Genomic DNA, 2,136 nt, shown 5'->3' on the forward strand with positions numbered 1-2,136 from the left:
TTGTAAGTGAAGAAGCTGTTAAAACTGGAGGAATCCAACCACTTTCTGTTTTTGGGAACAGGTGCAAAGCATTCTGATAATTTGCTTTTGCTCTTTTTGCTGCTGCAAAATTATCCTCTTCTGCTTTATGGATCACAATTCCATCCGCCATCTCCATAATTCCTTTCTTAATTCCCTGAAGCTCATCCCCTGCTCCTGCTAATACCAATAAGAGGAAAAAATCTACCATGCTTTTAACAGAAGTTTCCGACTGTCCTACTCCAACAGTTTCCACTAAAATCACATCAAACCCAGCTGCCTCACAAAGCAAAATTGTTTCCCTCGTCTTAGCAGCGACTCCTCCTAGTGTAGTTCCAGCAGGGCTTGGACGAATAAAAGCCTTTTTATCAGCAGCAAGTTTTTCCATTCTTGTTTTATCTCCCAAAATACTTCCCTTACTTTTCTGACTACTTGGGTCTACGGCTAATACTGCTAGTTTCTTGCCTTCTGAAAGTAGCAAGCTGCCAAAGGCTTCAATAAAAGTACTTTTCCCAACTCCTGGAACACCAGTTATCCCGATTCTTATGGATTTTCCGGTGTGAGGTAAAATTTCCTGAACTAACTCTGAGGCTAATTTCAAATCTTGATCCAGCGTACTTTCCACCAAAGTAATAGCTTGGCTGAGTCTGACTCGGTTCCCATTTAAAACTCCAGATCTATAATCCTCAAGGCTAAGTCTTTTTTTCATTCTGGGTAGCCATCTACTAATTTAACATCGCCCATAGGACCTTTCTCATAAGTAGCCAAAACATAGGGCTTTAAACCTGTCGAAAAATAAGGATCGGTTGGTGAAAGACTTATTTTTTGATCAATTTCATCAGAAAAGAAAAACACCAATGTCCTTCCATATTTGGTATGAGGCTGGAAATCTCCGAAAGACCTCATCCAATCCTTATTCGAATCAACTGCCTTAACTGCTATAATCCGAACCACAGGACCTGTATTATTTTCGTTTCTGAAACTTGACAGCAGTTCGTACTTTCCTTCAAACTGATCAAGCCCTGGCTGAGTTAAACTTTCTTTCCCGATCCAAATAATCAGAAAAATGACCATTCCGGCCAATAAATAGAAAATCAATTTTGAGCTTTTCAAGAACTTTAGAGGGTTTACAAGGTTTAGGCCTTAATTTAGCCGAAAATTCTGACAATGGGTTTCGAGTACATTAAGGCTTTACACATCATATTTGTAGTTACCTGGTTTGCAGGCCTTTTCTATATCGTTCGATTATTTATATATCAGACGGAAGCAATGGAACGCCCCGATAATGAACGCGCCATTTTAAAACCACAACTTGATCTAATGGCATCAAGACTTTGGTACATCATTACCTGGCCATCTGCAATTATCACCTTGATTTTTGGAATATGGATACTAAGTTACCGAATGGGTTACTTAGAAATGGGATTTATGCATGCCAAATTAGGCTTTGTTTTACTTCTGTATATATATCACCTGGGTTGTCATAAATTATTCAAAGAATTGCAATCTGGAAGAACTAGATGGACCTCTACTCAGTTGAGGATATGGAATGAGGCTTCAACGCTGCTTCTATTCGCTATTGTTTTCTTAATTGTTCTCAAAAGTACACTTAGTATGGTATGGGGATTATTAGGATTGATTGGTCTAGCAATTACCTTAATGATTGCAATTAGAATTTATAAAAAATTCAGAAACCAGAATTCTTGATTTCATGAAATCGAGCATAACTCAATCGTCTCATTTAGGTTAGATGATAAAAAATGCGAGATTCCATATTACCATTTAAAACACATGAAATTTAAATTAAGCATATCCTTCATCACGCTTTTCACAATTCTACTTTGGCAATGCAAACCAGCAGAAGAAGAAATGGGACCTTTACCTATTTTAGGCAATTTTCATGTCGATGAAATCGAAATTGAAGGAAAAATACTGAAAGATACAGTATATCATAAAATCGCAGATTTCGCTTTCGTAAATCAGGACGGCGATACGATTTCAAATTCTGATGTAGCAGGCAAAGTGTATGTAGCAGATTTCTTTTTCACTTCCTGTCCTACAATTTGCCCAATTATGAAAAAGGAGATGCTTAGGGTTTATGAAACTTACGGAAACAAT

Annotated in this window: 4 protein-coding genes; 2 read left to right on the forward strand and 2 right to left on the reverse strand. The window is 37.5% G+C overall.

Features of this window, described 5'->3' with window-relative positions; genetic code table 11:
* Positions 1 to 727 (reverse strand): methylmalonyl Co-A mutase-associated GTPase MeaB (gene meaB, locus Q0L68_RS19860; protein ID WP_296705979.1); only part of this gene is annotated, 727 nt, incomplete at its 3' end.
* Positions 724 to 1,131 carry a hypothetical protein gene (locus tag Q0L68_RS19865; RefSeq protein WP_296705980.1) on the reverse strand — a complete coding sequence of 136 codons (408 nt, stop codon included), beginning with the start codon at positions 1,129 to 1,131 and terminating at the stop codon, positions 724 to 726. The genes meaB and Q0L68_RS19865, both read right to left, overlap by 4 nt.
* A gap of 54 nt (positions 1,132 to 1,185) precedes the next feature.
* Between Q0L68_RS19865 and Q0L68_RS19870 the strand changes: the two genes are divergently transcribed.
* Together Q0L68_RS19870 and Q0L68_RS19875 are read left to right on the forward strand one after the other, a co-directional pair.
* Complete coding sequence (locus Q0L68_RS19870; RefSeq protein ID WP_296705981.1) at positions 1,186 to 1,725, forward strand: CopD family protein; 540 nt, start codon at positions 1,186 to 1,188, stop codon at positions 1,723 to 1,725.
* An 84-nt stretch (positions 1,726 to 1,809) separates the two neighbouring features.
* On the forward strand, positions 1,810 to 2,136 hold a 327-nt coding region (locus Q0L68_RS19875; protein WP_296705982.1), incomplete at its 3' end, for an SCO family protein.

This window comes from Algoriphagus sp. (assembly GCF_024642405.1).
Lineage (GTDB): Bacteria > Bacteroidota > Bacteroidia > Cytophagales > Cyclobacteriaceae > Algoriphagus.

Coding starts and splice junctions, on each gene's coding strand:
- Q0L68_RS19870 (WP_296705981.1), top strand. CDS start 1,186: ATGGGTTTCGAGTACATTAAGGCTTTACACATCATATTTGTAGTTACC.